23 protein-coding genes are annotated in these 25,244 nt (G+C 65.7%); 13 read left to right on the forward strand and 10 right to left on the reverse strand.

All coding sequences use genetic code 11. The features are described 5' to 3' along the window. Positions 1-11 precede the first annotated feature (11 nt). The 5 genes from Q9293_RS17765 (at position 12) to Q9293_RS17785 (ending at position 8,246) form a co-directional block, all read left to right on the forward strand. Positions 12-1,481 carry a tetratricopeptide repeat protein gene (locus Q9293_RS17765; protein WP_306248820.1) on the forward strand — a complete coding sequence of 490 codons (1,470 nt, stop codon included), beginning with the start codon at positions 12-14 and terminating at the stop codon, positions 1,479-1,481. 1 nt (position 1,482) lies between these two features. Next, the gene (locus tag Q9293_RS17770) at positions 1,483-3,513 is read left to right on the forward strand and encodes a hypothetical protein (RefSeq protein WP_306248822.1); all 2,031 of its coding nucleotides are present in this window, start codon (positions 1,483-1,485) and stop codon (positions 3,511-3,513) included. A gap of 15 nt (positions 3,514-3,528) precedes the next feature. Next, positions 3,529-3,918, forward strand: a complete 390-nt coding sequence (locus Q9293_RS17775) for a hypothetical protein (RefSeq protein ID WP_306248824.1) — start codon at positions 3,529-3,531, stop codon at positions 3,916-3,918. A gap of 99 nt (positions 3,919-4,017) precedes the next feature. Then, on the forward strand, positions 4,018-5,232 hold the full coding sequence (locus Q9293_RS17780; protein ID WP_306252457.1) for a 3-phosphoshikimate 1-carboxyvinyltransferase: 1,215 nt from the start codon (positions 4,018-4,020) through the stop codon (positions 5,230-5,232). A gap of 1,571 nt (positions 5,233-6,803) precedes the next feature. Continuing rightward, the gene (locus tag Q9293_RS17785) at positions 6,804-8,246 is read left to right on the forward strand and encodes a sigma 54-interacting transcriptional regulator (RefSeq protein WP_306248826.1); all 1,443 of its coding nucleotides are present in this window, start codon (positions 6,804-6,806) and stop codon (positions 8,244-8,246) included. A gap of 17 nt (positions 8,247-8,263) precedes the next feature. Here Q9293_RS17785 and mutL read toward each other — a convergent pair whose 3' ends face one another. Next, positions 8,264-10,060, reverse strand: coding sequence for a DNA mismatch repair endonuclease MutL (gene mutL / locus Q9293_RS17790; RefSeq protein WP_306248828.1), 1,797 nt, complete (start codon positions 10,058-10,060; stop codon positions 8,264-8,266). 56 nt (positions 10,061-10,116) lie between these two features. On the opposite strand from mutL, the gene Q9293_RS17795 reads away from it, so the two are divergent. Together Q9293_RS17795 and Q9293_RS17800 are read left to right on the forward strand one after the other, a co-directional pair. Next, complete coding sequence (locus Q9293_RS17795; RefSeq protein WP_306248830.1) at positions 10,117-12,645, forward strand: hypothetical protein; 2,529 nt, start codon at positions 10,117-10,119, stop codon at positions 12,643-12,645. 19 nt (positions 12,646-12,664) lie between these two features. Further along, complete coding sequence (locus tag Q9293_RS17800) at positions 12,665-13,855, forward strand: metallophosphoesterase (protein ID WP_306248832.1); 1,191 nt, start codon at positions 12,665-12,667, stop codon at positions 13,853-13,855. Here Q9293_RS17800 and Q9293_RS17805 read toward each other — a convergent pair. From Q9293_RS17805 to Q9293_RS17830, 6 genes are read right to left on the reverse strand one after another with little or no spacing between them, the layout of a single operon-like run. After that, positions 13,852-14,106: a hypothetical protein gene (locus Q9293_RS17805; RefSeq protein ID WP_306248834.1), complete on the reverse strand. Its 255-nt coding sequence runs from the start codon at positions 14,104-14,106 to the stop codon at positions 13,852-13,854. The genes Q9293_RS17800 and Q9293_RS17805 overlap by 4 nt on opposite strands. Continuing rightward, positions 14,103-14,720: an RNA polymerase sigma factor gene (locus Q9293_RS17810; RefSeq protein WP_306248836.1), complete on the reverse strand. Its 618-nt coding sequence runs from the start codon at positions 14,718-14,720 to the stop codon at positions 14,103-14,105. The genes Q9293_RS17805 and Q9293_RS17810 overlap by 4 nt, the downstream gene beginning before the upstream one ends. A 41-nt stretch (positions 14,721-14,761) precedes the next feature. Beyond that, positions 14,762-15,385 carry a YceI family protein gene (locus Q9293_RS17815; RefSeq protein ID WP_306248838.1) on the reverse strand — a complete coding sequence of 208 codons (624 nt, stop codon included), beginning with the start codon at positions 15,383-15,385 and terminating at the stop codon, positions 14,762-14,764. Between the two features lie 14 nt (positions 15,386-15,399). Then, on the reverse strand, positions 15,400-16,182 hold the full coding sequence (locus Q9293_RS17820; RefSeq protein ID WP_306248839.1) for a putative DNA-binding domain-containing protein: 783 nt from the start codon (positions 16,180-16,182) through the stop codon (positions 15,400-15,402). Next, a complete protein-coding gene (locus tag Q9293_RS17825) occupies positions 16,175-17,026 on the reverse strand; it encodes a DUF692 domain-containing protein (RefSeq protein WP_306248841.1) in 852 nt (283 codons plus the stop codon). The genes Q9293_RS17820 and Q9293_RS17825 overlap by 8 nt, the downstream gene beginning before the upstream one ends. Before the next feature lie 16 nt (positions 17,027-17,042). After that, positions 17,043-17,402 carry a hypothetical protein gene (locus tag Q9293_RS17830; protein WP_306248843.1) on the reverse strand — a complete coding sequence of 120 codons (360 nt, stop codon included), beginning with the start codon at positions 17,400-17,402 and terminating at the stop codon, positions 17,043-17,045. On the opposite strand from Q9293_RS17830, the gene Q9293_RS17835 reads away from it, so the two are divergent. Next, positions 17,401-17,547, forward strand: a complete 147-nt coding sequence (locus Q9293_RS17835; protein WP_306248845.1) for a hypothetical protein — start codon at positions 17,401-17,403, stop codon at positions 17,545-17,547. The two genes, Q9293_RS17830 and Q9293_RS17835, sit on opposite strands and share 2 nt — an antisense overlap. Before the next feature lie 13 nt (positions 17,548-17,560). Here the strand turns inward: Q9293_RS17835 and Q9293_RS17840 are convergent, their stop codons facing one another. Both Q9293_RS17840 and Q9293_RS17845 read right to left on the reverse strand, forming a co-directional pair. Further along, the gene (locus Q9293_RS17840; protein ID WP_306248846.1) at positions 17,561-17,962 is read right to left on the reverse strand and encodes a thiol-disulfide oxidoreductase DCC family protein; all 402 of its coding nucleotides are present in this window, start codon (positions 17,960-17,962) and stop codon (positions 17,561-17,563) included. After that, on the reverse strand, positions 17,941-18,210 hold the full coding sequence (locus tag Q9293_RS17845; protein ID WP_306248848.1) for a TMEM165/GDT1 family protein: 270 nt from the start codon (positions 18,208-18,210) through the stop codon (positions 17,941-17,943). The genes Q9293_RS17840 and Q9293_RS17845 overlap by 22 nt, the downstream gene beginning before the upstream one ends. Before the next feature lie 28 nt (positions 18,211-18,238). On the opposite strand from Q9293_RS17845, the gene Q9293_RS17850 reads away from it, so the two are divergent. From Q9293_RS17850 to Q9293_RS17870, 5 genes are all read left to right on the forward strand, one after another. Continuing rightward, complete coding sequence (locus Q9293_RS17850; protein ID WP_306248850.1) at positions 18,239-19,213, forward strand: hypothetical protein; 975 nt, start codon at positions 18,239-18,241, stop codon at positions 19,211-19,213. Next, positions 19,210-19,644, forward strand: coding sequence for a flagellar assembly protein FliW (gene fliW / locus Q9293_RS17855; protein ID WP_306248852.1), 435 nt, complete (start codon positions 19,210-19,212; stop codon positions 19,642-19,644). Before Q9293_RS17850 ends, fliW begins: the two co-directional genes overlap by 4 nt. 22 nt (positions 19,645-19,666) lie before the next feature. Then, positions 19,667-19,918 carry a carbon storage regulator CsrA gene (gene csrA, locus Q9293_RS17860; RefSeq protein WP_306248853.1) on the forward strand — a complete coding sequence of 84 codons (252 nt, stop codon included), beginning with the start codon at positions 19,667-19,669 and terminating at the stop codon, positions 19,916-19,918. Between the two features lie 19 nt (positions 19,919-19,937). Continuing rightward, a complete protein-coding gene (locus tag Q9293_RS17865; RefSeq protein ID WP_306248854.1) occupies positions 19,938-20,111 on the forward strand; it encodes a YjfB family protein in 174 nt (57 codons plus the stop codon). Between the two features lie 109 nt (positions 20,112-20,220). Then, on the forward strand, positions 20,221-22,374 hold the full coding sequence (locus Q9293_RS17870; RefSeq protein WP_306248855.1) for a carbohydrate binding family 9 domain-containing protein: 2,154 nt from the start codon (positions 20,221-20,223) through the stop codon (positions 22,372-22,374). A 6-nt stretch (positions 22,375-22,380) separates the two neighbouring features. On the opposite strand, the gene uvrA is transcribed toward Q9293_RS17870, so the two are convergent. Next, entirely contained in the window at positions 22,381-25,212 is a 2,832-nt protein-coding gene (gene uvrA / locus Q9293_RS17875; protein WP_306248857.1) for an excinuclease ABC subunit UvrA, read from the reverse strand. Positions 25,213-25,244 lie beyond the last annotated feature (32 nt).

Raw genomic sequence — 25,244 nt, forward strand, 5'->3', positions numbered from 1 at the left:
CCGAGGCTTCCATGTCCGTCTTGCCTTCCAGGTTCCGCACCACGGCTGCGCTCCTTTGCGTCCCGCCGTTCCTGGGCCTGGCGCAGGAGGTCGATCTGGCGGAAAAGCTCTACCGAAGCGGGGACAGGGCCTATGCCGCCAAGGCCTATAAGGAGGCTGCCGATACCTGGGGGCAGTTGCTGCAGACCAGCCCCAAAAGCGAGTTCGCGCCCATGGCTCTGCTGCGACTCGCACGCCACCAGGTGGAAGTCGAGCACCAGCCCGATGCAGCCATGCCCTTTTTAGATCGCTTGCGCGCGGACTACATCAAGTCTCCCGAAGCCGCTGACGGCCTCCTTCTGCGGGGCGTCATCCTGGTGGGCAAGGCCCGGAGAGCGGCCGAGTTGAAGGACGCCATGGCGGAATTCAACCGCGTCCTCGACCTGTTCCCGGACGCCCCCGCCTGTGCCGAGGCGCGCCTTCAGCTGGGCCGAACTTGGCGCGACCAGGGGCAGTGGGGCCGGGCGCTCCAACTCTTCGTCGATGCCATTCGCCTGCACGCGGGATCACCCGTAGTGCCCAAGGCCCTCTTCGAGGCCGCCGAGACCATGGATCTTCTCGGGGACACCCCAGGGTGTCTGCGGATGCTTCAGCGACTGCGAGTGGAGGCGCCCCAGTCACCCGAGGCCCAGGAAGCCGCCTGGCGCATGGCCGTGCGAGTGAAGCACCGTCTGCAGAAGCCGCCTCTCCGCACCGAGGGCCCCTGGCCAACCGGGCGGACCAAATGGCTCAAGACCCCCACCCTCCTTGCGAGTGGTCCCGGTGGGGACCTCCTGGTCTATCAGAACGATCTGGACCGGACTTTCCGTCTCCACGGCAGTGACTTCTCGCCCCAGGGCCCGGCAGCGCCGGGTGCCAAGGCCATGCTGGCCTCGCCCACCGGCACGATCTGGATGCTCACCAAGAATGGGTTGGTCCGCGAGGATGCCCCTGCCGTGCAACCCCTTGGCACCCTGAACGCCATCTCGGGCGCCGCGCTGGATCGCTGGGGCAACCTCTGGGTGGCGGATGCCAAAACCCCAGCCCTGACGTTGTTTTCCCCCGATGGCACTTCGCGAAGCATGGCCTCTCCCACGGGCAATGCCCTGGCCCCGCTGAACACCGGGGGAATGGTCCTCGCCTCGGACACGGACCGCAAGCTGCTCTTCCTGGATGCGGAGGGCCAGCCCCGCCTGGTGGTGCCCTACGGCAAGGATCTGCCCACCGCCTTTCGATCCGTGACTGCCCTGGCCACGGATGGCGCCGGTCAAGTGGCGGCCCTGGTGGACGGCGGCGATTTCGGCGAAGGAGTCGTCATCTTCGGGCCCGATGGCGCCGTGCTGCGACAGGCCACCTTCAAGGCCCTGGGCATCAGCGGACGCATCACCTCCCTGGCCTTGGACCGCTCCGGGGGTCTGATCCTCTGCGACCGCCGCAACGACCTCCTGATCCGGTTGAACTGACATGCGCCTGACCCACCTGCTCCTCAGCACCCTGTTCTGCGCCGCCTTGTGGGGCCAGGACGCCACGCTCAAGGACACCTTCGTCCAAGCCAAGGCCCTGTGGGCCACCCAGGGGGACCGTGAGGGTGCCACGGCCCGCTTCGACAGTGTGGTCGCCGCTCTGGCACCCAAGGCCCTCGGGCTGGAGCCGGAGTGGAGCCAGGTGCTCTGCGAAAGCTACAACTGGCTGGCGGTGCTGGATGACCGCAATGCCCAGACCAGGGCCCGGGCCCAGGTGCGGCTGCAGGCCCTCCTGGATCTGAACCCCGATTTTGACCTTGATCGCGCCCTGACCTCCCAGCGTTTGGCCACCCTCTTCGATCGCATGAAGGGCGAGAAATATGCCCAGGTGAAGCTGAGCTGGGCCCCGGAAGGGGGTCGCCTGACGGTGGATGGGCGGCCTTCTGCCTTGTCACCGCGGAAGTACCTGCCCTTCGGCCCCCATAAGCTGATTTACACCCGGCCCGGCCACACCCCGGCCGAGGTCATGGTGGAACTTGCCCCCAAGGATGCGAAGCCCGTGGAGTTCAAGCTGACCCGCGTCGCCTCAACCATCACCCTCTTCGTGCAGCCGGCGGATGCAGAGGTCCTGCTGGATGGGCAGAGCCTCGGCTACGCCATCGGCAAGGCTGGCCCCGAGGCCGCTCCCTACGCGGTCCCCTTGGGACTTCGACCGGAGGATCTTTCGGCCCCTTTCATCATTCCTGAACTCAGCCCAGGCAAACACCGGCTGGAACTGCGGGCTCCATGTCTGCGCACGAAGGTGCTGGAGCTGGGGCCCGAGCTGTCGACCCCAGCGGCGGATCACACCCTGGAGCCCATTCGCATGGAAGCCTCCAAAGGCTCCCTTAGCGTGAGCTCAGCCTGGCCTGGGGGTGAACTCTTCCTGTCCGGCCAGAGCCGCGGCCCCCTTCCCGTGGTGAACCTCCCGGTCTGTTCTGGGGCCTACGATCTGCAAGTGCGCTTCCCCGAGGGCGGCTATTCCCAGCGCATCACCATGGAGGATGGCCAATCCATCCGGCTGGAGGTTCGGCCGAAGCCCCGCCTCGCCTTCCTGGGGTTGGAGGGCGGTGATTTCACGGGACGCGCCAGGTTCCTCAGCCAATTGGAGACTCTGAGAGAGCGTTTGCAGGCACTGGCCTTCATCCCCGGCCATCCCGACGAGCTGCCCAAGGACGCCCTGGCACGCCTGAAGGCCTCTCACGAGGCGGAGCTGGTGCTCATGGCCCGTCCCATTCCAGATTCAGTCATTCATCGCATCGAGCTGGTGGTGGCCAACCTGGATGGTGAGGAAGAGCGCCTGGTGGTGAAGCCCCTGGAACAGGATCCCCTCGGCGCCCTGGTCGCACGCCTCAATGCCCTCGCAGCCATTCACCAGCCGAGTGCAGATCTCACCCTTCTGGACCTCCCGGGTGAGCCCGGCCCCTGGGTGCTTGCCGCCGGAGAGTCGGCCCTGAAGGCCGGCATCCAGATCGGCAAGGCCATCCTCCACGCTCAGGGAAAGCCCGTGGCCTCGGTTCGGGACCTTCAGGCGGTCATCGCAGGGGCCAAGGAAGGCACTGTGCAGATAACCCAGGAAACCGGGGCCACAAATCTGCCGGTTCAGGTGGAGGCGTTGGAGATCCCCCTGGGCTCGCCCGACCTCTGCTACCCAGCCGTGCTCGCCCAGCTGCGACTTCTCTGTGCCAGCGCCAAGGGTGATGAAGCCAACCTCCTCCGGCTCAACATGGCCTTGGCCCTGATGCAATTCCGCAAGTTCGACAAGGCCATCGAACTGCTGCGCGATGCCCACCTCAGCTCCGTGCGCGACGTCAGCCAGGGCACCATCGACTACCACACAGGCCGCTGCTTCCTCCACCTGGGACCCGCCTACCAATCCGAAGCCTCCCAGGCATTCCGCCAGGCCTTGAAGTATCCTCAGTCAACCCTGCTCGGTCCCGATGGTCCCCTCGTTGCCCCTTTGGCCAAGCAGGCCCTCGAAGACCTGAAGTGAAACGGAGGAGGCCCCATGCAGACACAACGCGGTGAAGGCAAGGTGGGATGCATTGTTTCCCTGCTGGTCTTGGGTGTGCTCGGCGCGGTAGCTTTCAAGGCCGTACCGGTCTACTACGGCAACAGTGAGCTCATCGACGCCTGTGACTTCATCGGCAGCGGCGCCAGTGGCAAGTCCATTGAGACCATCGAACGGGAAGTCAAATCCAAGGCGAAGGAGTTGGGGGTCATCGAGGCCCTCTCCAACAAAAACGCCATTCGAATCACGAAAACTGGGAGCGGAGAAGCGGGGTCATGCACCATCACCCTCCATTACTCCCGCACCGTTGACTTCTATGGCGCCTACCAGTGGACGATCGAAACCAACAAGACGATCAGCAAACCCATTTTCGAGAACATCCGTTGATCGTCCCTTGCGATCAGGGCAGCGTCACGGCACCCTGCCCTGATGCTGCTGTCACTTCCTCAAGACAACCTCGGAATTCCTGACATTCCCTTGGGTCCCGTGCGGGTGCCTGGGTCCAAGTCCGTCACCAACCGGGCCCTGCTGTTGGCTGCCCTGGCCCCTGGCCAAAGTCGCCTTCGCGGCGGACTGGAAGCGGAAGACACCCGGTGGATGCGCGAAGCCCTGCGGGGGCTTGGATGCGAGGTGACCGACCACCAAAGCCCTTGGGGCATTCGAGGCGGACAAAAGCCTCACATCCAAACCCCGCTCTGGCTAGGCGCCTCCGGAACCACCCTGCGCTTCCTCCTGCCATGGCTGGCCCTGATGGCGACGGGGCCACTTCGCCTCGAGGGCGATCCCCGATTGTTTGACCGGCCTCTGGGACCGCTTCTTGACCCCCTCCTGGCCCTTGGCGCCCAGTGGCTGCCTGATGGGGCGGGGGCCTGGCTCCATCCCTGCCCGACGCCTCCCCGCCGACTGGCTTTGAACATCGATGCCCGACTCAGCAGCCAGTTTCTGACAGGCCTAGCCCTCACTGCCGCCGCCCTGCCCGACCCCAGTCTCCTCACCTGGGAGCACGTGGCCAGCGCCAGCTACCTGGAGCTGACCAACCAATGGCTCTGGCGCTTTGGTTGCGAGGCTGACCTCCAGGAGACTTGCTGGCGCATCCCGGGAGGCTCCCTGCTTGCGCGGGATCTGGAGCTGCCCGGGGACTGGAGCGGCGCAGCAGCCTTCTTGGCCGCCGCCGCAGCCACGGGCCGAAGCCTTTGCCTGGGGTCTCTCGATCCTGAAGATGTCCAGGGCGACCGCGCCATGGTGGGCATCCTGGAGGCTGCCGGATGCGATGCGAGGTGGGTAGGCCCACAGGAGCTTCGTTTGTCAGGTCGGCTTCAGCGGGGTCTGGATGCCGATTTGACCCAATGCCCCGACCTCGGCCCCGTCTTGGCTGCGCTTTCAGCCCTGGCCCCGGGTCCCTCGGAGCTGCGCGGTCTGCAGACGCTGCCCCTGAAAGAATGCGACCGGCTGGAGGCCTCCGCCGATCTGGTGCGTTGGCTGGGGGGCGAGGCCCAAGTCATCGGAGACCACACCCTGCGGATCCAGCCCGGAACGCCCGCCCGGAACCGCCGCCCCTTTGACCCCCGCAATGACCACCGCATGGCCTTCGCCGCCGCTGTGGGTGCCCTCCAATGGGGCGGAGATCTCCTCGATTCCCACTGTGTCGCCAAGACCTTTCCTGATTTTTGGGAGGTTTGGCACTGCATGCTCGCATGCTGAGGGCGGCCTGGTTGGGAGACTGGAAGGCCCCCTGGGGCCTGGACCGGGGCCGCCGCTGGGGCGATCCGGCCTGGGCCCTGGCCGCCATCGCCCAGGCCTGGCTGCTCGGCGGGCGGGAGGGCCGCTGGCCCCGCCTTGAACTAGAGGCCCGCCGACCCCACGGCCCACACGTGCTGGCTCACCCTTCCACGTTCGGCCCTCATCCGGATTCCGCGTGGGTGGCGCGCCTCCGCCATGGCAGCGCAGCCGTGGACGCCAACCTGCGTGGCTCCCAGGAGGACGAGCTCCTGGCCTGGGCCTGGGAGGCCCTGCTGGAGGGCGACGGAGATCCCTGGATGGCCGCCGGCTCCGTCATCCTGGACCTGCCCCAGCGCCTCCGGTGGGTGGCCGTCCTCGGAGCGGTGGACGAGACAGGCGCCCTTCACCTCCCTCCCTTCCTGGATCTGATTCCACCAGAATGGCGCACACTGCCGCCGGGCTGGTGGGAGACGCTTTTGAGATCCCAGGATGCCGACGGGCACCTTCTCCCAGAAGGTGGGCTCGACCCGGCGCTGCCATGGGCCCTCCTGCAGCTCCATTCGGAGCCGTTGGTGCTGAAGGCCCTTCCCGAAGAACTGAAATCCCATGAACCCGCCCCCTGGCTCGTTCAATCCATCGCAGGCACATGGATGGTATCGCCCAAGATCCGCGCCTGGTCCCGGGGTTTAGGCGCCTCACCGAAAGGCCTCGTCGGCATCATCCCCCAGGGCCTGGGCACGGGCCATCCCCCTGACGAGAATCTTGCCGCCATCCTGGAGCTGCGTCTGCCCCCCAAACCACCCGCAGGATGGGAGGCTGCCCTGGAGGCCGACCTTCAGGAACGAGTCGAACGGCCGGACCTCCCTCCCCCATCCGGGCATGCCACCTGGGACCGCCTCCGCATGCGCTGGGGAGGTGAACCCGCGCCAAACAGCCCGGGCTATCCAAATTGGGGCACAGTCGCCCATCCCTGCGCTGATCCCTTCCATTGGATGGCTCAGGGAAAGTTGGCGATAGAGGTATGTCAGTCTCCAGTCGCCCTTCGTGCATTTGCCCTCGCCTATGTTCATTTCAATCGATTAGGTGCAGCTGAGTGGGCTTCCCGGGCTGCTTCCAATGCCGCCATCACAGCCCTCAATTGGGCTGATCTTAAGGCTCACCATAGATGGGCAATTCTTCGTGGCCCTTTACCACAGCCATGGCATGACCTCGAAACAGCATTGCTTGTTGAGATGAACCATGGGCCTGATGAGGCCTTGGATTATGCACAAAAGTTGATTAATTCTCACTCGGATTTTGATGAAGCATGGGGACTCCTCGCGAGCCTTGGCGCGGACCTCGAACTCTGGGATGTGGTTCGCGACTGCCTCCCCCACGTCCAACACCATCCCTACGCGCGCTTTCTCGAGGCAGCCCTCGGCCCCCTAGTCGAAGGTCCACCCGAGGACGCGGACCCGGAGACCCGCATCAGCTGGGAGGCTCATCGGCTTTATCGCGGTTTAGGCAGTCCGGAGGCCTTTTGGCGAGCCTGGGAGGATTGCCCCACCCAGATCATGAGGTTGGAACTGGGACTGCAGGTTCTGGAACGTCGGGCGGACCAGCGGCTGGCCCAACACCTGTTGGCGCTTCAGGTCATTGCCGATCGGGCCCAATCGCCTCGGCACCAACGGCGCCTGGGAGAGCTTTGGCCTCATACAGACACGGCGTCCGCACCCACAACCGCCTTGCTGGTGGATGGGTGGCTGGCCCAGCGCGGCCTTCCGACCTGGATCGCCTGGGAGGAGAAGGGCGCCCTGCATACGCTCGGCGCCGGGGATCCACCCCCCGAAGGCACCCTCAGTCGGCTGGCGAAGGATGGCAGCCTTGCTCCCTTCCTGCAGAACGGGTGGGTGTGGCGAGGCCACCCACTGTTCTGGGAGGGATGTCCGGTGGGGGCTGTGTTGCTGGGCCAACGCCCGGATACGCCTCCAGTTCCCCCCTCGGAACCCCTGCTCCTCGCGCCTTGGATCTCGGACCTGCGCGCCCAGCGACCCTCCGCCTCCCCTCTTGATCCGGGCCTTCTGCTGACAGACGGCAGCGACCCCATGGCCAGTGTGCTTCGAGAGTTGGACCGGGTGGCGGGATCAGAGCTGCCGGTATTAATCCTGGGCCCCACGGGCAGCGGCAAGGAACTGGCAGCTGGCGAGGTCCACCAACGCTCGGGACGCCAGGGGCCCCTAGTGGCCGTCAATTGTTCCGCCTTCGCCGAAGGCCTGCTGGAATCAGAGCTCTTCGGCCATGTGAAGGGCGCCTTCACGGATGCCCACCGGGACCGGCGCGGCGCCATCGAGATGGCCAGGGGCGGCACACTGTTCCTGGATGAGGTGGCGGACCTGTCGCCGCGACTGCAGTCCCTGCTTTTGCGGGTGCTCCAGGAGCGGGAAATCCGCCGGGTGGGATCGGACCATGCCGTGAAGGTGGATGTGCGGTTCGTGGCGGCCACCCACCGCCCCATGGAGGATCTGGCCGCAGCCGGATCCTTCCGGCGGGATCTGCTCTTCCGGTTGCAGGGTGCTGTTCTGAACCTGCCCGCCCTGTGCGAGCGGCGCCATGAATTCCCTTTTCTCCTGCCCCATCTCACGCTCCGGGCCGCCGAAGCGGTGAAACGACCGGTACCGGCCCTGGCACCGGGGCTGGCACAGGCGCTGTCCCGCCTCCCCTGGCCTGGCAATGTGCGGGAGCTGCTGCACGCCCTCGAACGGGCCATCCTCCGCTGCGAGGATGGCGCCCTGCGGCCGAGGCATTTTCCTGAGCTCGACGTGCCCCTGCTTCAGTCCCGCACCTGGGACGAAGCCACCCGCACCTTCCAGCGGCGCCTGCTGCTGGACACCCTGCAGGCCTGCCAGTTCCGCGTGGCCGAGGCGGCCGAGATCCTCGGCCTCGCCCGACCGGCGCTCTACGCCACCGCCAAGCGGCTGGGCATCGACCTGGTGGCCGAACGCCTAGCCAAGCCCTAAGGCTGATATAAAGGGGCCTACAACCGACGTCCAAAACTGCGGTCGAGATCCTCCAGCGTCAGCTTCTTGATAATGGGCCGCCCATGGGGACAGGTGTTGGGCACCTCGCAGGCCAGCAGGTCGCGGATGAGGCCCAGGGCCAGTTCCGGGGGCAGGCCGTGATGCTTCTTGATGGCGGCGCGGCAGGCCAACTCGGCGTTGAGATCGCGACGGAAAGCATCCAGATCGATACGGCCCTCCCGTTCCAGGCGCTCCAGCAGATCCTCCAATAGGGCCTGGGGATCACGGTCTACGAGAAAATCGGGAAGGCCCCGCACCACCAGCGCATCCGAACCAAAGGGCTCGGCATCCACGCCCGCGGCGGCCAGTTCGGCCAGGAAGGGCCCCAGCCGCGCCAGGGCCTCGGGGCCCACCTGCACCACCTGGGGCGGCAGCAGGGGCTGGATGGCAGGGGCGTGGCGGCGCAGGAACAGCCGCTCAAAGAGCACCCGCTCATGGGCCACATGCTGATCCACGATCCAGAGTTCGGGGCCCTGGCTGCCGTGGATTTCCGCCAACAGGTAGGTCTGCTGGAAGGCGCCCAGGTAGCGGATGTCCGTCTCCTGACGGGTGGATTCGGCCACACGCGAGGGCGTGGGCTCATAGGTGTAGGCGCGGTCGACGGGCGAAGCCGGAAACGCCGAGGCCAGGGCCTGGTAGGCGCCCAGGCCGCCACCCGAATGATCCGACCAGAGCCGCGGATGCTGGGGTTCCATCCGGCGGGAGGGATCCAGCTCGAACTCCGCGTCCAGCGGTTTGGGCGGCAGCTCCAGCACCGAGGCCAGGCCGCCCCGCAGCTTGGCCCAGGCTTCTTCGGCGGCGCCCCGCACCCAAGCGAACACGCGCTGGGGCTCGCGGAAGCGCACTTCGGCCTTGGTGGGGTGCACGTTCACGTCCACCGCTTCGGGTGGCAATTCCAGAAAGAGCACTGCCGCTGGGTACGAGCCCTTGGCGAAGGTACCGGACCAGGCCTCTGACAGCGCGGCCAGCAGCAGCCGATCCCGCACGGCCCGCCCATTCACGAAGAGGTAGAGGTGGTTGCGGTCGCGAAAACTCAGATCCGGCGGCGAGACAAAGCCCTGCAGCTGCCAGGGGCGCTCGCCATTCACAAAGGGCACCAGGCGGCCCAGCTTCTCGCCCAGCAGGGGCGCCAGGCGGTGGCCCGCGTCTTCCACCGGAGGCAACACCAGCGGTGAACCCCGGTCGGGCCGGATGGTCCAGTGGACGCCGGGCGAGCTGAGTGCGAGGCGCGCCACCACGCCCCAGAGCTGCGCGTGCTCGGTGTCGGTGGATTTCAGGAAGCGCCGCCGCGCCGGGAGCTGGGCGAAAAGATCCCGCACCGACACCGTGGTACCCCGGCTCCGCGTGGCCGGCGCAACGCCCTTGATGACGCCAAATTCCGAACGCAAACAGTGGCCAGCCCCTTCGGATTCGGCACTGGTCAGATCAAAGCGGCTCACGCTGGCGATGCTGGGCAGGGCCTCGCCCCGGAAGCCGAAGGTGCCCAGATGCCCGAGATCTTCCGCTGTGCGCACCTTGCTGGTGGCATGGCGTTCCAGAGCCAGGTAGAGGTCATCCCGGGCCATGCCCGAGCCATCGTCGGCCACTTCCAGCAGCCGTTTGCCGCCCTCTTCCCAGGCCACCTCGATGTGGCGGGCATCAGCATCCAAGGCGTTCTCCACCAGCTCCTTGAGCACGGAAGAGGGCCGCTCCACCACCTCTCCGGCGGCGATCTGGTTGGCCACTTGGTCGGAGAGAATCCTGATGCGGGACATGCCTATGAAACTATCAGCTCTCGGAATGAGCAGGGCAGTCCGGCAAACTTAAGGGCATGTCCCCCCGACTCCTCCTGCCCTGTTTCGCGCTCCTGCCCGTCCTCGTGCAGGCCGCCCCGCACACCCAGGCCCCTGATGCGCCCTGGCTCACCTTCACCACCGCCCACTACCGCATCCACTGCCCCAAAGCCTTCGAAACGTTCGGCCGAGACGTGGCCGGGCGGGTCGAAGGCATCCACGCCCAGTACCTCGATCTGATCGGCTATGTCCATGACAAGCCCATCGACATCCTGATCCTGGATCCGGTCATGGACTCCAATGGCATGGCCTTCCCTTTCTTCGACCGGCCCCACGTGGTGCTCTGGAAGACGGAACCCGAGGCCGATTCCGTCATCGGCCATCACCGGGGCTGGGCCGAACTGCTCCTCACCCACGAGCTGGGCCACATGCACCACCTGCTGCGCCCCACCCGGAATCCCGGTCTGTGGGAGCGCTGGTCCGCCGTCGTGGGGCCCATCCCCAGGAAGGCTCCCCGCTGGGTGATCGAAGGCTATGCCACGGTGATCGAAGGCAAGCTCACGGGCAGCGGGCGCCCCCACAGCGCGTTTCGGGCCGCCATCCTGCGTCAGTGGGCCCTGGAGGGCAAGTTGCCCACCTACGAAGCCCTCAGCGGTTCGGGCGGCTTCATGGGCGGCAGCATGGCCTACCTGGGCGGCAGCGCCTATCTGGCATGGCTGGAGGGCCAGGCCAAGGATCCGCGCATCCTCCAAACGCTTTGGACGCGCCTTGCAGGCAAGCGCGGCTTCGACGCAGCCTTCCTGGCCACCTTCGGCTTCGGCCCCAGGGATGGCTACCAGCGGTTCTGCGCCGAGCTGACCCACACGGCGCTGGAGCTCGAACGCCGGGCCAAGGCCGAAGGGCTGCGGGAAGGCGAACTGGTCACCCAGTTGAACGGCATGGCCACGGATCTGTCCGTCAGTCCGGACGGTTCGAAGCTGCTGGCCCGGGTGCTGGATCCCGAGAAGCCCGGCCTCTATGTCTGGAATCTCAAGTCCGAAACGCCCAAACCCGCCAAGCAGGAGCCCGGTGAACCCGCGGATCACGTCCCGTTGGCACCGAGCCTGCCGCCATCCGGGCGTCTGGGCCGCATCCACGGGGCTCTTCCCTGGAAACCGGTCTGGGCCTCGGCAAACACCATCGCCTACCAGTTGAAAGTCCCCGATGCCGAAGGCGTACTGCAGCCCCAGAACCACCAATGGATCCTGGGCAAGGACTCGGCCCCATCCACTTCATCGCAGGCCAAAGGGGCGCTGTCCTGGAAGGAAGTAGATGGCATTTGGAACTTGGTGGATGGCCAGGGCCGGCCCCTGACCCGCACCCTGGCCGCGGCCTGGAACCCCGTGGCGACCCCCGATGGCAAGTGGATCTACTACACCCAGCTCAGCGCCACAGGCCTGCAGATCCGTCGGCTCGACGCCAGCCTTCCACCCCCGGAGGCGAAGCCGCTGCCACAGGACCCCGCCGCCCTGGTCAAGGATGTGGTGCTCTCGAAGGCGGACGAGCCCAGTCCGCTTCCCGCCCCGGTGGCCGTGGAAGCGCACCCCTACCGCGTGGGAGAAACCCATCAGACCTTCAGCCTGACGGGCTTCAGCGACACGCCTTCGGGCCGCAGCTATCAGATCGGGTTCGGTGGGAACGACGTGATAAATCGCCTCAACTGGCAGGTGCTCGCGGGCCTGGGCGACGGCGCGGGCCCCCGCGGCGGCATGCTGGGCGCGGCCTGGCGCGGCTGGGGCCGGGCACCCTCACTGCAGGCCTTTTCGATCCTGGAGCGCCCCTCCCGCCAGAGCGATCTTGCGGTTCAAGGCTTCGACCGTGAGCGACGTGGTGCGGAACTGGCCTTCGCGCAGGAAGATTTGGGAAGGCCGCGTTTCAGTTTCCATCCCGTGGTGGCCTTTGAGCGCATCACCCCCGCTGGCGCCGAGGCGTTTGGCCGTTCCCTGCTGGGAGGCCGCACCGCCCTGGGCAACATCTGGAGCGAGGATGACCAGGGCTTCCGCGGAGCAGCCACCCTTCAGGCCTACCAGGGACACACCGATGGTCAGAGTTGGACGCTCACCCGCGCTTCCCTCAGCGCCGGGTGGCTCAATCCCTGGGTTCCCCTCTCTGTGCGTGGGGAAGCGGGCCGCATTGGAGGCCAGCCCACTGCCTTCGATGCCTTCCACCTCGGAGGCGTGGCCACCTCCCTGCTGCCCACCACCCTGGATGCCAACCGCGTGGCCCAGGCGGCGCTGCCCGCCTATACGACCGTGGGCAATCGCTTGCAGAAGCTCCGGGGTGACCTGGGGCTCGGGGTGTTCAAGGCCTACCTGGAGCACCTCACGGTGTGGCAGGACACGGCTTCCCGGCCTTCGGCCCAGCGTGTGGCTGGTCTCGAGCTACACAGTCAGGACTTGGGCCTGCCCATGGATGTGCTTCGGCGCCTGATCGGGAACGTCTCCTTCACCGTTGGCATCCACCGGCCTCTGAATGGCGTCATGAAAGATCGTACCGTGGGGACCTTCAGCCTGATTGTGCGACCCTAGGGTTCCTCTCAGGACGCGAATGGCCTTTCTGATCGCCCTCATTCTCATCGTTCTTGTCCAGTGGTTCCACCTCCGGCTGCTGCGGCTGGAGCTGCCGGATCGTTCCCAACGGTGGCTGCCCTGGGCCCTGGGGCTGGTGCATGTGCCACTGATCGTCTTCGCCTTCATGCGGGCTGCGGGGATGAACAGCCACAACGCGCTGCCCCTGCTGCGCTCCCTCGCCCGCCTGGCCTTCTACTTCCAGGCCTTCACAGTGCTGCACCTGATCTTCGGCATGGTGGCCGAAGGGGTCTGGCGCCTGAGTTCTCCCCGCAAGAGGGACGAACCCGAGCAGGAAGAAGACACGCCTGAAGATGCTGGCCGCCGCGCCTTCCTCCGCACGGCGGCCGTGGCCAGCACCGGAGCCGCCGCCGCTTTGGGCGTGGGCGGCTCGCGGCAGGCCTATGGCGATCCCTTGATCACGCGCCTCACCTTGTCCTTCCCCGATCTGCCTGCTGGCCTGGATGGCCTCCGGCTGGCCCAACTCAGCGATCTGCACTCCGGCCCCCTGGTAGGTGCGGGCACCCTCCGCCGCTGGCGCGAACTCACCGAGCGCGAGAATCCGGAGCTGCTGCTCTTCACTGGCGATTTGGTGGACAGTCGGCCCGACGAGTTGCAGCCCTTGCTCGAGGCCTTTGCGGGATTCATTCCCCCTCTGGGCCGCTTCGCGGTGCTGGGAAACCATGATTTCTTCGACGATCCCCGCCCCATCTGGCGGGATCTGGAAAACGCTGGCATCCGCTGCCTGGAGAACGCCTCGGCCCTCATTCCGCGTCGCGGAGACACCTTGGCGATCATGGGGCTCCAGGATCCCATGGCCACCAATGGCCGCTTCCGCCGCATGGTCTTCGGACCTGGCCCCCGGCCTGCCCTGGCCGCCCGGGATCTGCCTTCGGAGGCCTTCCGCATCTGCATGAACCACCGTCCCAGCGAGTGGGAACAGGCCCTGGCGGCCGGGGCCCGGCTCACCCTTTCGGGCCACACCCACGGCGGCCAGATCAACCCCATCCCCGGTTTCAGCAGCGCCCACCTCATCGGCCCCCGCACTGAAGGGTTGTTCCGCGAAGGCGGCGATCTGCTCTACGTGAGCCGGGGCCTTGGCGTGGTGGGCCTGCCCATGCGCATCGGCGCTCCGCCGGAAATCGTCGTCATCACCTTGAAGCGCGGCTAGCGCGGGCTCTTGCGCAGAAGGGCCTGCACGTTAGCCAGAGCCTGTTGGGCGGCCTCTGGCGCCGATGCTGGCGCCTTCAGCGAGGCCTTGGCCACCCAAGGCAGGGCCCGGAGGCCGCGCAAGACGCCGGAGCACACCCGACAGAACAGCAGATGCACCCCGATGCCGAACCGGCGGTGAAAGGGCAGGGTGCCTTCGAGATACTCGGTGAGGTGGGTCTGCACGTCGTGGCAGGAGGGCAGAAGCGTCATGAACGGCCTCCCAGGACATGGTCGCGCAAGCGTGCCTGCAGCAGCACCCGGGCCCGATGGAGCCGCTGGCGCACGGTGCCCGGCGCCAGCTGGAGATGCCGGGCGATGTCCTCCATCTCCCAATCTTCCAGATCCTTCAGCACGAAGACGATGCGCTGCGAATCCGGCAGTTCATCCAGAGCCCGCATCAGGCAGTCACGCAGCTCCCCGCGTTCCACCAGATCGTGGGCCTGAGCCTCCACCTGCCATTCCGGCCGGTGATCGGTTTCCGTGTGGTGGCCCTTGGCGTCGAAGGGGCCAAGGGCCAGGGGTTCCGGACGCTCCATGTCCTGGATGCGCACCCGGCTCCGCCGGAACATCAGGGCCGCGTTCATGCAGATCTTGTAGCCCCAACTACTGAAACGGCTGCGTCCCTCGAACCGGGGCAGATCCCTGTGAATGCTCAACAGGGCATCCTGCAGCGCGTCCTGGGCGTCGGCGCTGTTGCCCAGGATGCGCAGGATGCCGTTGTGGAAGAGGGCGAGGTGGGGTTGCACGAGGTCGCCGAAGGCATCGGAGTCGCCCTGGGCGGCTCGCTGGATCAGGTCACTTTCGGTCAGGAGGGCTTCCATCATGCCGCAGCCAGTGTCAGCGGCGGCCCCACTCCCGGCAAGCGCTACTTCTTGGCGGGAGCCTTGGTTTTGGCCGCGGGCACCTTCGCAGATCCCGCCGAATCCTCGAAGAAGCCCACCAGCAGCAGATTCAGCTCCACTTGACGCTTGAGGCTGATCTTGGCGGCCACGCTTTCGGCCCCCACGCCGAAATCCAGGCGGTCCAACGAGAGGGTGCCCCGGTAGGACCAGGTGCGGACCCCGGCCCCGTTGACCCCCTCGGCAGGCTCGAAGGAAAGGATCAAGTCCTTGGCGACGCCATGCATTTGGAGGGTGCCCTGCACCCGCAGACGGTCCCCTTCCTTCCGCACCTCGGTGGACGTGAAGGTGATGCGGGGGAACTTGGCCACGTCGAAGAAATCCGCCGAGCGCAGGTGTTCGTCGCGGGCCTGAACCGCCGTGTTGAGGGATTTCGCGTCGATGTCGATGCGGACTTTGGCGCCCTCCAGCGTGGCGGGATCGCCCTGGATGTCGGCCTTGAACTTCATGAAGCGGCCCGGCACATCGAAGAGCAGCGTGGAGGCCTTGAAGCCGAAGACCGTGTGATTCTCATCCAGCCGGAAGACTTTGGTCTGGGCCGCGAGGGGAAGGGCCAGCAGCAGGGCTGGCAGAAGGAAGGGTATGCGCATGGGGCCTCTCGGGCTTAGGTGTGGGATTGGAATCCCGCGATGGCGCCATCGCGGTGGAGGTCACGGAGCAGGGAGAACAGGGATGCCAGGTCGTTCAACCCCAGGGAGGCGGCGGCCTCACCCAAGGGCATTGCCTGTGCGCGCACCAGAAAGGCGGCTGTGGCTGGGGTCAGCTCCAGCAGCTGCGCTTCGCCATCGTCCTGGCGGAAGGCGATGAGGTGGGTGGGCCGTGATTCGGGATGTGGCGACGCCTCGCTTGCCTGGTGCACGGCGTGGGCGTACGACACGATCTGGGTGGCTGCTTCCAGCACGAGATGGTCTGCGGCCTGCGGTTCTGCGTGCAGCCCGCTGGCAGGCGCTTCGTCCGGAAAGCGGGCCACCAGCACCTCGAGGAGCTCCACATGGGCCAGCTCCAGCAGGAAGGGCCAGCGGTCCTGGCCCCAGGCGGTGGTCGCCAGCCAACCCAGGAAGGACGGTGCGATGTCGCGGTAGTGGCTACTGCGGAGCACCCTGGCCTCCAGGAACTGCTGCACGCAGCCATCCCAGACTTCATCTTTTTCCAGGAGCGCCTTCAGCACGGGGAACATGGTTTCCAGTGGCTCGATGAGGCTCATGCGAGCCAGCTCCCGATAGGTCAGAAGCGCCTCGGTCTGCGCCCGGAAGGCCTGTTGATCCGCCACGGACAGCCCCTGGCGGCGGGCCACGCGACCGGCATCCGCCTCCAGGGCTGATTCGTCTTCATCCAGAACGAACGACGCCATCGCCCGCTGAAGCCGGAGTGCGCGAGCTTCAACCATGACTTGCCTCCGTAGAGACCAGCACGCGGTCGTAGGCCTGCTGGATCCGCTCCCGTTCCGCCAGCAGCGTGTCCAGCTCGGGGATGTGATTATCCCGCTCCAGCAGCACCGGCACGGGGCGTCCCACCTTGGCCAGGGTCCACTGCATGAGTTCGATGACGGGGTCGATGACATCGGCCCCGTGGGTGTCCACGGTGAGATCGCCGAACTTCCTGTGCCCGGCGATGTGCATCTGGGCCACCCGGTCCAGGGGCATTCGCGAGAGCCACTCCTTGGGATCGAATCCGAAATTGAGGGCATTCACATAGACGTTGTTCACGTCCAGCAGCCAGCCCACATCGGCGCCCTCGAGCACCGCCGTGATGAAGTCGGCCTCATCCATGTCCGGCACGCCCAATTCGGCATAGTAGGTGATGTTTTCCAACAGCAGCGGGACGGGCAGCCGAGCTTGTAATTCCTTGGCCCGCCCAATGGTGTGCCGAACGGCCTCCCGGGTGAAGGGCAGCGGCAACAGCTCATGCAGGCAGTTGGCATCTACGCTGGTGAAGCAAAGGTGCTCGGAATGCCAGGGTGTTCCGGTGCGCAGGAGGAACTGCCCCAGGCCGCGCAGGTAGTCCTCATCCCAAGCGTCGTAGCCCCCCACGGACATGGCCAGCCCGTGGGTGAGCACGGGGTCGCGGTCCAGGATGGCGCAGGCCAGGCGATGATGACGGCCACCATCGCCCACCACGTTCTCAGGGCAGGTTTCCCAGAAGGGCACGCCGTGGCTTTCCATCCGCGCCACCTGTTCGAGGTGTGGGCGGCGGAGCCCCAGCCCCACGCCAGTGAACCTGTCCTGAGTCATGATCAGCTCCTGACCGCTACTGCTTCTTGTCCTTGCCGCAGCTGCCTTCCTTCTTGTCCTTGCCACAGGATCCGTCCTTCTTGTCCTTGCCGCAGGAACCATCCTTCTTGTCCTTGCCGCAGGAACCGTCCTTCTTCGCCTTCTTGTCCTTGCTTCCGCAAGAGCCCTTGCCACAGGACCCATCCTTGGCCTTGCCGTCCTTCGCCTTGGCGGGAGCCTTGGCATCCTTGGCGTCCTTGTCCTTGCTGTCCTGGGGCATGGAGAAAGAGGCCTCAGCACCGGCGTGGACCGGCGTAGCGCCCACCGTGGCGGGCCCAGCGGCCATGAGGGACCCGGCGGCGAAGAGGGTGGCGGCGCCGATGAGTTTCGTGATCATGAATCCTCCGTGCGGACAGAGCCGCATCTGGAGCCGCACGGCGGCCCCGCATGTGATGGAACAGAACCGGATCTCCCGGAGCGGGTGGATCAAGGTGGTGGCGCTGTTCTTAAACCTTGGGGTGCAGGGCCTCATGCCTTTGTGACATTTTTTTATCTCTATGGCTCGAAGCGGTCATCCGGGCCCGAGCCATTCCTTGCACAAACACGCCTTGCTGGACGCAACCAGGCCACCAAGCCGTAGAGCCCATCCCTCAGAAACCGGGGAATCCATCCCATGACCCACCCCAGCGTGCGCCACCCCGGACCCATCCGGCTCAGAAGGTGGATCACGGCCTCCGACCGGAGGAGCAGCTCACCCTCAGGCCTCTGCACCACCAGGCTGTCCGGCAGGTTCGCCCGTTCGGATTCGGCCACGCACCGCTGGAACGTGCCGCCTCCCAGAGGCGCGAACCGGATGTCCCGCGAACGGTCATGACGCGCCACCAGGCGCACGGTTCGGTCGCAGAGACCACACTCGCCGTCGAAGAAGAGCCTGGTCAGCCCTTGATCAGCACCCACAGCCCCACCGCGATGAAGGCCGTGCCGGCGGCCCACTTGATGGCCGGCTCCGGGATGTATTTGAAGAGCACGCCGCCCACGGCCACGCCAATGGCCGTGGCGCACACCAGGGCCGCGCTGGCCGCGAGGAAGACGGTCCAGATCTGGCCGCTGCGCACCGTGGCGGTCATGGCCGCGAGCTGGGTCTTGTCGCCCACTTCCGCGAGGAAGACGGTGCCGAAGGTGGTCCAAAAGAGGGAGCGATTCATGGGGCCTCGCAGATCATCACAAGGCTTCATGGTACCGGACTGGCATACTGGCCAGATGGCGCTGGATCACTTCGACCTTCCCACGACCTACGTGGACACTCCGGACAAGCTGCAAGCGGCCCTGCCCCAGTGGCACGCGGCCGGTGTGCTGTCCGTGGACATCGAGTGCAGCCTCACGGGCGTTCACCATTGCGTGCTGGCTCTCATGCAGGTGGCCACCCATGACCAGGCCTGGCTGGTGGATCCCATCCCCCTGGGTGATCTCATGCGGCCCGCCCTGCAGGCCATGGCGCAGGTGCCCTGGATCGTCCACGACTTCTCCGGCGACGGCATTGTCTTCAAACGGCTCTACGACGTGGTGCCCGACAGCATCTTCGACACGATGTTGTTATCCCGCGCCCTGGGCTACCCGCAGCCGGGCCTCAAGACCATGGCCAAGCTCAAGCTGGGGCTGGACATTCCCAAGGAGGAGCAGGATTCCAACTGGATGATCAGGCCCCTGCGCGATTCGCAGATCAGCTACGCCAGCCGGGATGCGGCGCTGCTCCTGCCCCTGCTGCGCATCCTCGCCGACGAGTGTGACGCCCACCGCGATCACCCCGAGATCGGCCCCCGCCTCGCCGCCCTGCCCAAGGAGATGCGGCAGCTGCTGAAGCGCGTCAGAGCCTACACGCCGCCTGCCCACGATCCCGTGGTGGAGAAGGTGATGCACCTGGGTGAACTGGCCGTGGATCGGGCGCTGAAGCTCACGGCCCTGCGCTGGGCCTGGGGCAACGAGGGCGATGTCGGCGCCGTCATGGAACTGGGGAACCGTTGGCTCATGGCCCGCCTCTCACACCCGCCGACGACGAAGGAGGCCCTGGAGCGCACCATCTCGAATCCCCGGTTCCGCCGTAAAAGGCTGGACGCGCTTTGGGCCGTCTTCGCCGAGGGCCTCCATGAAACTCAGGAAGACCCCGAATCCTCCGATGCGTTGATCTGGAACAACCCTGGACAGCCATGACCCAACCCACCGAAGCCACTCCCGGTTCGACCCCGGCCCCTGATGAAGGCACCCTCCTGACCTTCCCCAAGGGGTTGGTGGGGTTCCCCCACCTCAGAGCCTTCCGGCTCGTGGAACCCCCGGATGCCTATCCCTTGAAGTTCCTCCAATCCGCCGAGGACGAGAGCGTCTCGTTCGTCTGCATCGACCCCGCCAGCGTGAAAGCGGATTATGAAGTGCCTCTGGGCACCGAGGAGGCCCAGGCCCTTCAGCTGGAGGCCCCCTCCGATGCCATGGTGCTCACCCTGGTGGTGATCCCCGAAGATGCCCGCCACATGACCACCAACCTGGCCGGCCCCCTGGTCATCAACGTGAAACTCCGCATTTGCTTCCAGATCGTCCTCAGCTCGGATAAATACCCGCTGCGGTTTCCGATTCTCGCCCCCATTTGATCTGCTCTGGTAGCCTCGCAAAATGCTTGTAATCACCCGGAAAGCCGAGCAATCCATCGTCATCGGTGGCGAGATCGAGGTGGTCGTCCTCGGCATCTCCAAGGATGGTGTGCGGCTGGGCATCAAGGCACCCCAGAGCGTCCAGGTGCATCGCCGCGAGGTCTTCGATGCCATCGCCGCCGAAAACCGAGCCGCCGCCAAGGCCAAAGTGCCCGTGCAGGATGCCGTCGCCCTCCTCCGAACCGCTCATGTCCGGAAGCCCAGCAGCCGATAGGTCTTGAATGGGAGGGTTTATGGAAGTCAGCGCTGCAGGTTCCGTCGCCCAGTCCCAGGCCCTGGTCCAAGGCCAGGTGGCCGTGAGCGTGCTGAAGAAGTCCCTGGATATCACTGCCGAACAGGGCGCCGAACTGGCCAAGATCCTGGCCAATTCCGCCGGCGTGGGACAGCGGGTCGATCAATACGCCTGAAGGAACGTGGCCCGATCGCCAGGCGCGATGAGGGAGCCCCATACACCTCTTGTCTTGAGGTAAACTAGGGTCCCACCCCACTGCTCCGCAGCTGGCCCTTCCTGGACCCATGATGCGTTTTCGCCTTCTGTGCGCCCCGCTTCTGGCCTGCACACTCCTGCACGCGGGCTATGCAGCGAGGCCCATCCTCCGACCATTCAAGACCAATACCCCACCCGTTTTGGACGGCAGGCTCGATGATCCGGTGTGGGCCCAGGCCCGTTCGGTGACGGATTTCGAGACCTTCATCCCGGAATTCGGCAAGAAGCAGGCGGAGAAAACCATCGCCTACATGGCCTACGACGAGCAGAACCTGTACTTCACCTTCCGCTGCTTCGACGACCAGCCCGACAAGATCAAGGCCACCCTTTCGCGGCGTGACGACATTGCCGCCAGCGACTTTGTCTGCATCAACCTCGACACTTTCAACGACCAGCAATCTCTCTACGCGTTCTACGTGACACCGCTGGGCGTTCAAGGTGACAGCCGCTTCGCCAGCAACAAGGAGGATTTCAGCGTCGACCTGGTGTGGGACAGCGCCGCCCGCATCGATGCCGAAGGCTACACAGTGGAGATCCGCATTCCCCTGAAGAGCATCCGTTACCTCCACCGGCCCACGGTGCAGATGGCGGTCTTCTTCGAGCGCACCATCAACCGGCGGCTGGAGCATGGGTCCTTCCCGGCCCTGGATCCAGCCCGCGGCTATGCCTTCCTGCCCCAGATGGCGGTGCTCGAATACGAAGGGCTTGCCCGCCCCACCATCCTGGAATTGCTGCCCGCCTTCACCCTCTCGCAAAAATCCCTGCGGGAGAACGGCATCATGGTGCGCCAGCCCGATGACCGCCAGTGGAGCCTCACGGGCAAGTACGGCATCACCCCCAGCCTCATTCTGGATGCCACGGTGAACCCTGATTTCTCACAGGTGGAAGCCGACGCGGGGCAGGTGGACGCCAACCTCCGCTCCGGGCTCTTCTTCGCGGAGAAGCGCCCCTTCTTCCTGGAGGGCAGCGAGGCCTTCAACATCGCCGCCTCGCAGTCGGGTCCGCTGCTGGCTGTGCTGCATTCCCGCACCATCGTCGATCCCAAATGGGGCGCCAAGCTGTCGGGAAAACTGGGGCAGAACGACACCATCGCCGTGCTCTCCGCGCTGGACACCGCCGACCCCGCCAGCGGCGCCACCGCGGATCCGCGCTTCAGCATCCTTCGGTACCGCCGCAGCACCCAGGAGGACGGCTACCTCGGTGCCTTCTACGCAGGCCGCGATCAGGGCCCTCGAACCAACCGCGTGCTGGGGCCAGACGGCCAGATCCGGCTCAGCCCCGGCTCTCAGTTGGGCTTCCATGCCTTCGCCTCGTCCACCCAGGATGGCGTGTCTCCGGAGGCCCAACGGGGGCGGGCCCTGGGCCTGGAGTATCTCTACGACACCAGCCGCCTCACGGTGAATGCCGATATCCACGACGTCACCACTGATTTTATCGCCGACGCCGGCTACCTCACCCGCACCGGCCTCACGTCCGAAAACCTGCGCCTGACGCCCAAGTTCTACCCGACCTCCGGCTGGGTGCGGCGGCTGGATCCCTTCGTGGGCTACACCACCCTGCGCGACCATCCCAGCGGCCTGCGAGAGGGAGATGCCGTCTTCGGCCTCACCACCGTCTTCCATGGCAACGGCAGTGCCACCCTCCAATGGGACGATGCCACCGAGGTGTTTCTGGGCCAGCGCTTCCGCACCGATGGCCTGCGCCTGTCCGCCAAAAGCCAGGTCCACAAGACCCTGTCTTTGCAGGCCACCTACTGGCACGGCAAGGGCATCCGCTACACCACGGATCCCTTTCAGGGGCGTGGCACGCAGACCTCTCTCGCCACCACCTATCAGCCTGGCGAATCCCTCAACCTCACCCTGAACTGGACCTACGCCGACTTCTATCGAGAGGCCACTGGCGAGCGGATCTACGCCTACCCCATCAGCCGGGCCAGGCTGACGTATCAATTCACCCAGTCCTTCTTCCTGCGCGCCATCGTCGAATACAACGGCTTCCGCCGCCAGATGCTCACGGATCTCCTGGCTTCGTACACGTACATCCCCGGTACGGTCATCTACCTGGGCTATGGCTCCTTGGCGAAGAAACAAGAGTGGGAGAACGGCATGTACCGGCCCGCGGATCACTACCTCGACATGCAGCGGGGCCTCTTCTTCAAGGCCTCGTATCTGTGGCGATTGTGATGCTGCCTACTTCAGATACGGCGCCAAGTACTTGCCCGTGATGCTGGCCTTCCGCTTGGCCACCTCTTCGGGGGTGCCCACGGCAATGATGCGGCCGCCTTCGCCACCGCCTTCGGGGCCCAGGTCGAGGATCCAGTCCGCGGTTTTGATCACGTCGAGGTTGTGCTCGATGATGATGATGGTGTTGCCCGACTCCACCAGCCGCGTGACGACTTCCAGCAGCTTCTGGATGTCTTTCAGGTGCAGGCCCGTGGTGGGCTCATCCAGGATGTAGACCGTGCGGCCCGTGGCCCGCTTGCTCAGCTCCTTGGCCAGCTTCACGCGCTGGGCCTCCCCCCCTGAGAGGGTGGTGGCGCTCTGGCCCAGGCGGACATAGCCCAACCCCACATCCATGAGGGTCTGCAGCTTGTTGGCCAGCACCGGGATGGGCCCGAAGATGGTCAGCGCCTCCTCCACCGTCATGGCCAGCACATCGGAGATGCTCTTGCCCTTGTAGTGGATTTCCATGGTCTCGCGGTTGTAGCGCTTGCCCTTGCACTGCTCGCAGGTGACGTAGACATCCGGGAGGAAGTGCATCTCGATCTTGAGGACGCCGTCGCCCTCGCATTTCTCGCAGCGGCCCCCCTTCACGTTGAAGCTGTAGCGTCCGGGCGCATAGCCGCGGGCCTTGCTCTCGGGCAGCTGGGCGAAGAGCTCACGCAGGGGCGTGAACAGGCCTGTGTACGTGGCCGGATTGCTGCGCGGCGTGCGGCCGATGGGGGCCTGATCGATGTCGATGACCTTGTCGATGGCCTCGAGCCCCTTGATGGCCTTGTGCTTGCCCACCACGTGCACGCCCTGGTGCAGCTGGTTGGCCAGAGCCTTGTAGAGGATCTCGTTCACCAGGGTGCTCTTGCCCGACCCGCTAACGCCGGTCACGCAGGTGACGAGGCCGATGGGGAAGTCCGCATCCACCTTCTTGAGGTTGTTCTCCTCGGCGCCCAACACCGATAGGTAGCCGCGCGAGGCCTTGCGGCGCTTGCGGGGCACGGGGATGGCATCGCGTCCGGACAGGAAGTCGCCCGTGATGGAGCCCTTCGTGTGGCTGATCTCTTCAGGTGTGCCCTGGGCCACCACTTGGCCGCCGTGCTCGCCGGCGCCGGGGCCCATGTCCACCACGTGATCGGCGGCCAGGATGGTCTCCAAGTCGTGTTCGACCACCAGCACCGTGTTGCCCAGGTCGCGCATCTCCTGCAGGGTGCGGATGAGCTGGAGGTTGTCCCGCTGGTGCAGGCCGATGCTGGGCTCGTCCAGCACGTAGAGCACGCCCTGGAGTTTGCTGCCAATCTGCGTGGCCAGACGGATGCGCTGGCCTTCGCCGCCCGACAGCGTGGCCGCGCTGCGATCCAGGGTGAGGTAGCCCAGGCCCACGTCATCCAGGAAGCCCAGGCGTTCGCGAATCTCCTTCAGCACCTTCTCCGCGATGACGGCGTCCTTGCCCTCCAGTGCCAGCTCTGCGAACCAGCGGCGCGCCTCGCGCACGCTCTGGGCCACCACATCGGCGATGTGGAGTCCGCCCACGAAGACCGCCAGGATCTCGGGCTTGAGGCGCCGCCCCCCGCAGTCCTCGCAGGGAATGATGCGCATGGACTGCTCCATCTCCGCCTGGATCTCTTCGCTGGTGGTTTCGCGGTAGCGGCGATCCAGGTTGCCGATGATGCCTTCGAAGTGGTGGACGAAGTCGTAGCGGTTGCGCTTGCTCTCGTAAGTGAAGCGCATTTCCTTGTCGGTGCCGTGCAGCAGCAGGCGGCGGATGTCCGCGGGCAGCTTCTTCCAGGGCACATCCAGGCTGAACTTCATCTTCTTGGAGAGCTGCTCCATGAGCTGGGAACGCCAGCCGTCTTCGCTCACGCTCTTCCAGCCGCTGGCCTGGATGGCGCCTTCATTGATGGACAGCGAAGGATTCGGAATGATCAGCTCTTCGGCGAACTGGCGCTTGAAGCCCAGACCATCGCAGGTGGGGCAGGCACCGTAAGGGCTGTTGAAGGAGAAGGAGCGCGGCTCCAGCTCCGGCAGACCCTGACCGAACTTGCCGCACTTGGGGTTATTGCAGGCCAGCTTGCTGGAGAAGAGTTGCTCCACCCCGTCGAGATCCACCAGGGCGCTGCCTTCGGCCAGGTTGCAGGCGATCTCCAGACTGTCGGCCAGCCGCGACTGGATGGAGGGGCTCACCTTCAGGCGGTCGATGACCACCTCCAACGTGTGCTTCTTCTGCTTGTCCAGGTCGGGGATGCCCTCGGTGAGATCGAGCATCGTGCCGTTGACCCGGGCGCGGATGTAGCCGCGCTTCATCAAATCCTGCAGCAGCTTCTTGTATTCGCCCTTCCGGCCGCGCACCACGGGGGCCAGCAACTGCAGCTTGGTGCCCTCGGGCCTGGCCAGGATCTGGTCCGTCATCTCCTGGATGGTCTGGCTGGCGATGGCTTCGCCGCAGGCCACGCAGGTGGGTTTGCCGGTGCGGGCGTAGAGCAGGCGCAGGTAGTCGTAGATCTCGGTCACCGTGGCCACGGTGGAGCGGGGGTTCCGGCTGGTGGTCTTCTGCTCGATGGAAATGGCGGGCGACAGGCCCTCGATGCTGTCCACATCGGGCTTTTCCATCTGATCCAGGAACTGCCGCGCGTAGGCCGACAGGCTCTCCACGTAGCGGCGTTGCCCTTCGGCGTACAGGGTGTCGAAAGCCAGGCTCGATTTGCCCGAGCCCGAAAGCCCCGTGATCACCACCAGCTGGTTGCGCGGCAGCGAGAGGTCGAGGTTCTTGAGGTTGTGCTCCCTCGCGCCTTTGATGTGGATGTGTTCCATGGTGCCCCCAGTTTACGCCATTTTTTCGCTTT

It is taken from the genome of Geothrix sp. PMB-07 (genome assembly GCF_030758935.1).
Classification (GTDB): Bacteria; Acidobacteriota; Holophagae; order Holophagales; family Holophagaceae; genus Geothrix.